The sequence below is a fragment of the Sphingomonas sp. Leaf25 genome (assembly GCF_001421635.1).
GTDB lineage: Bacteria > Pseudomonadota > Alphaproteobacteria > Sphingomonadales > Sphingomonadaceae > Sphingomonas.
The window spans coordinates 99911-104053 of the sequence record NZ_LMKU01000029.1 but is presented as its reverse complement, the minus strand read 5'-3'; the positions used below and the strand labels follow the sequence as shown (position 1 = coordinate 104053).

Genomic DNA, 4143 nt, shown 5'->3' with positions numbered 1-4143 from the left:
GGTTTGGGGCAGATGCTACGTTCCCACGCGGACCCACCCACCCCCGGCCCCTCCCTTCCAGGGAGGGGAGAGTTACAGCTTCGGCAGCGTCACCCCGCGCTGGCCCATATATTTGCCCGCCCGGTCGGCGTAGCTCGTCTCGCACGGCTGGTCGCCCTTCAGGAACAGGAACTGGCACGCGCCTTCGTTGGCGTAGATCTTGGCGGGGAGCGGGGTGGTGTTCGAGAACTCCAGCGTCACATGCCCCTCCCATTCGGGCTCCAGCGGCGTGACGTTCACGATGATGCCGCAGCGGGCATAGGTCGATTTGCCGAGACAGATGACCAGCACGTCGCGCGGCACCCGGAAATATTCGACGGTGCGGGCCAGCGCAAAGCTGTTGGGCGGGATGATGCACACGTCGGTCTTGCGGTCGACGAAGCTGTTCTGCGCGAAGTCCTTCGGGTCGACCACTGCCGAATCGACGTTGGTGAAGATCTTGAACTCGTCCGAGACGCGCGCGTCATAGCCGTAGGACGACAGGCCGTAGCTGATGCAGCCGTCGCGACGTTGCGATTCGACGAACGGTTCGATCATGCCCGTCGCGAGCGCGGTTTCGCGGATCCAGCGATCCGACAGGATGGTCATGCGTGTTCCCCGATACCAAGATTGGCCGGTCCGAACGCGCTGGGCAGCAGCACGGACAGGCGATGTGTTTCGATGATCCCGCCGCCGAGCCCCGAACAATAGACGTCCATATCGCCGAGCGGACCCATTTGCGCGGCTTCGTTCAGCACCTGACGGCAACGGCCGCACGGGCGGATCGGATCGGTATCGGCCTGTCCGATGCGCCCGCCGACGATGCCGACCGCGACGATCTCGCGCAGGCGGCCGCTGGCGCTGGCGGTGGCGGTGGCGACCGTTTCGGCGCAGAGCGACAGGCCGTAGCTGGCATTCTCGAAATTGGCGCCGGTCACGATCGATCCGTCGGCCAGCAGCAGTGCCGCGCCGACCGCGAACTTCGAATAGGGCGCATGGGCATGAACGGCGGCCTCGCGCGCGGCGGCGATCAGGCGGTCGGGATCGGTCATGGCGCAGCGACACTCCAGGCAACGGGACGGGCGACGCCGTCGATGCGGCGAGCGGGGTTCGCCTGCCACAGTCGCCAAGGTCGCGCCAGATAGCCGGGTTCGAGAAAGGCGCGTTCGGCCCATAGCGGGCGGACGATCGCCTCGCTCACCCGGTATTCGTCCTCGAACGCTGCCGACACGCGCAGCATCATCGGGCGGCCGTCGTGATATTCCGCCGGCCCCAGGAAACCGCGAATCGCGCTCAGCACCTGCGCGCGGGTGGGGTGGGCGTCGCAATCCTCGGCGACATCCAGCGCCAGCGCGGCGGGCAGCGCATCGGCCGCGCGCGGCACGGTGGTCAGATACGCCGTCACCTGATCGGCGGTCGACTCGCACAGCGAGAAACGGTGGAGCGCGCCGTGGCGCAGGCCGGCGGCGTGTGCGGCGTTCCAGTTGCCCTCGAACGCCGGATCGCGCGCCGTGCCCGACGATGCGGTGACGAAGGCGAAGTCCGCCCCCTGCGCGCGCACCATCGGCCAGTCGATCGCGCCGTCCGCCGCCGACACGGTGACACCCTGCACCGCGAACCGCGCCGTCGCCGGTGCCCAGCCGAGCGACCAGCGCCAGCCAATGAGCGCGACGACCGCCAGCACGGCGGCCACGATCAGGACGATCCGTGCCCGGGTCATTGCTTGATGTGCAGCACGCAGATGAGCGTGAACAGCCGCCGCGCGGTATCGAAATCGATCGCGACCTTGCCGGTCAGCCGTTCTTTCAGCGCCTCGGCGGCGTCGTTGTGGATGCCGCGCCTGGCCATGTCGATCGTCTCGATCTCGTGCGGGGTCGCCTGGCGGATGGCTTTGTAATAGCTGTCGCAGATCGCGAAATAGTCGCGGATCGGGCGACGCAGCCGTGCCATGCCCAGCACCAGCGTCTCGATCAGGCTGCCGTCCTCGCGCATGATGTCGATCGCGAGGCGGCCCTCGGGCACCGACAGCGCGATGCGATACGGCCCGGCATAGGCATCGGCGGGGGGGCGATCGGGGGCGAAATGATTCGCCTCCAGCAGATCGAAGATCGCGATGCGGCGTTCCTGCTCAATATCGGCGCTGCGCCACAGGATGGTGCGCTCGTCCAGCGTGACGTCGATGATCCGGGGGTCGGCCATGGCATCCTCTTGCCGCTCCCGCGCGCGGCGTCCACCGCAAAATCATTGTGGGCAAGCCCAAGGTCTGGGAAAAGGGGCGATGGCCACTGTTCACAACATCGCCGGGGGCAATCCCCCCGCGCCGCCGCGCGTGCCCCACAACGTCGACGCCGAAGCCGCGCTGCTGGGGGCGATGATGATCGACAACGGCCTTGCCGACGACATGGTCGAACGGCTCGACGCCGAGCATTTCTACGACCCCGCGCACGTCCGCATCTTCGAGCGGATTCGCGACGTGCGCCGCACCGGCATGATCGCCAGCCCGGTGACGTTGAAGCCGATGTTCGACGGCGACGAACTGCTCGCCCCGCGCGGCGGCGTGCAATATCTGGTCGAGATCACCGGATCGAACGCCAGCCTGCTCGGCGCCCGCCAGTTCGCGCAGCAGATCTATGATCTGGCGCAGCTCCGCGCGCTCATCACCGTCGGCCGCACCCTCGTCGAGAATGCCACCGACACCTCGACCGAGGTCGACCCGAAGAAGCAGATCGAGGCGGCCGAGGAAGCGTTGTTCAAGGTCGCCGCCGAAGGCAATTCGGCCAATGCGGTCAAGTCGTTCGCGCAGGCGACGACGATGGCGGTCCGCATGGCCGAGCGGGCGATGAATTCGGGCGGCGGCCTGTCGGGCGTCACGACGGGACTCGATTCGCTCAACGGCCGGATCGGCGGCATGCACCACAGCGATCTCATCATCCTCGCCGGGCGTCCGGGCATGGGCAAGACGTCGCTCGCCACCAATATCGCGTTCAACGCCGCGCAGCGCTACATGGACGATCAGCGCGCGGGGATGGAGAAGGGCAAGTCGGTCGGCGCGAAGGTCGCGTTCTTCAGCCTCGAAATGTCGGCCGACCAGCTCGCCACCCGTATCCTTGCCGAACAGGCGGCGATCAGTTCCGAATCGCTGCGCATGGGCAAGATCCGCAAGGAGGATTTCACCCGGCTGGCCAATGCCGCCGCCGACCTCGAACAACTGCCGCTGTATATCGACGATACCGCCGGGCTGTCGATCTCGGGCCTGCATACCCGTGTCCGCCGGCTGCATCGCAAGCTCGACGGCGAGCTGGGGCTGGTGGTGGTCGATTACCTCCAGCTCCTGCAAGGGTCGGGCAAGGGCAGCGACAACCGCGTGCAGGAAATCTCCGAAATCTCGCGTGGATTGAAGACCCTGGCCAAGGACATCGGCGTGCCGGTGGTCGCGCTGTCGCAGCTCTCGCGCGCGGTCGAGCAGCGCGAGGACAAGCGCCCGCAATTGTCCGATCTTCGCGAATCGGGGTCGATCGAGCAGGACGCCGACATGGTCTGGTTCGTCTATCGCGAGGATTATTACGTCGCGGCCAAGGAGCCCAAACGCCCGCGCGACGGCGACGATGCCCGCGTGTTCGAGGACCATGCCAAATGGGCGATGGACATGGAACGAGTCTATGGCCTCGCCGAACTCATCATCGCCAAGCAGCGCCATGGCGCGACCGGCAAGGTGACGCTGAAGTTCGAGCCGTCGATCACCAAGTTCAGCGACTATGCCGGCGGCGGGTTCAGCGGGCTGGACGAGTAGGGCGGCGTCCAAAGTTTACAAAGTTTACACTCGCGGCGCGAAACGGGGCCGGATTGCGGCGGGATTTCGGTCAAATCGGTCGGGCATGATCGGCGCTCCTGTGGTGGTCCGTGGGGAGCGTAGCAGCGCTGCGGCGTGTAGGAAAAGCTTGGCTGTCTCGCATCGTCACCCCGGACTTGTTCCGGGGTCCACCCAGCCGCGCACGCTGTCGATAGTGGCTCGATCGGCATCGATCGCCGCGCCGTGGACCCCGGAACAAGTCCAGGGTGACAGTGCGGGCTAGGAACGATCGACATTCAGCCGGACGGCGGCTCAGGCGCCTCCGCTCCCTGACA

At 66.7% G+C, this 4143-nt stretch carries 5 protein-coding genes; 1 reads left to right on the top strand and 4 read right to left on the bottom strand.

Annotation, left to right across the window (positions count from 1 at the left end; genetic code table 11):
- Window positions 1-72: 72 nt before the first annotated feature.
- From dcd to ASE78_RS12135, 4 genes are read right to left on the bottom strand one after another with little or no spacing between them, the layout of a single operon-like run.
- The gene (dcd, locus tag ASE78_RS12150) at window positions 73-627 is read right to left on the bottom strand and encodes a dCTP deaminase (protein WP_056497555.1); all 555 of its coding nucleotides are present in this window, start codon (window positions 625-627) and stop codon (window positions 73-75) included.
- A complete protein-coding gene (locus ASE78_RS12145; RefSeq protein ID WP_056497551.1) occupies window positions 624-1070 on the bottom strand; it encodes a cytidine deaminase in 447 nt (148 codons plus the stop codon). The genes dcd and ASE78_RS12145 overlap by 4 nt, the downstream gene beginning before the upstream one ends.
- The gene (locus ASE78_RS12140) at window positions 1067-1738 is read right to left on the bottom strand and encodes a GH25 family lysozyme (RefSeq protein WP_056497547.1); all 672 of its coding nucleotides are present in this window, start codon (window positions 1736-1738) and stop codon (window positions 1067-1069) included. The genes ASE78_RS12145 and ASE78_RS12140 overlap by 4 nt, the downstream gene beginning before the upstream one ends.
- Window positions 1735-2217 carry a UPF0262 family protein gene (locus ASE78_RS12135; RefSeq protein WP_056497544.1) on the bottom strand — a complete coding sequence of 161 codons (483 nt, stop codon included), beginning with the start codon at window positions 2215-2217 and terminating at the stop codon, window positions 1735-1737. Before ASE78_RS12135 ends, ASE78_RS12140 begins: the two co-directional genes overlap by 4 nt.
- A 79-nt stretch (window positions 2218-2296) precedes the next feature.
- Between ASE78_RS12135 and ASE78_RS12130 the strand changes: the two genes are divergently transcribed.
- Window positions 2297-3808: a replicative DNA helicase gene (locus tag ASE78_RS12130; protein ID WP_055760280.1), complete on the top strand. Its 1512-nt coding sequence runs from the start codon at window positions 2297-2299 to the stop codon at window positions 3806-3808.
- Window positions 3809-4143 lie beyond the last annotated feature (335 nt).

What these genes read in the sequence shown, in the direction of transcription:
- dcd (WP_056497555.1), bottom strand. Translation starts at nt 627, where the DNA reads ATGACCATCCTGTCGGATCGCTGGATCCGCGAAACCGCGCTCGCGACG.
- ASE78_RS12145 (WP_056497551.1), bottom strand. Translation starts at nt 1,070, where the DNA reads ATGACCGATCCCGACCGCCTGATCGCCGCCGCGCGCGAGGCCGCCGTT.
- ASE78_RS12140 (WP_056497547.1), bottom strand. Translation starts at nt 1,738, where the DNA reads ATGACCCGGGCACGGATCGTCCTGATCGTGGCCGCCGTGCTGGCGGTC.
- ASE78_RS12135 (WP_056497544.1), bottom strand. Translation starts at nt 2,217, where the DNA reads ATGGCCGACCCCCGGATCATCGACGTCACGCTGGACGAGCGCACCATC.
- ASE78_RS12130 (WP_055760280.1), top strand. Translation starts at nt 2,297, where the DNA reads ATGGCCACTGTTCACAACATCGCCGGGGGCAATCCCCCCGCGCCGCCG.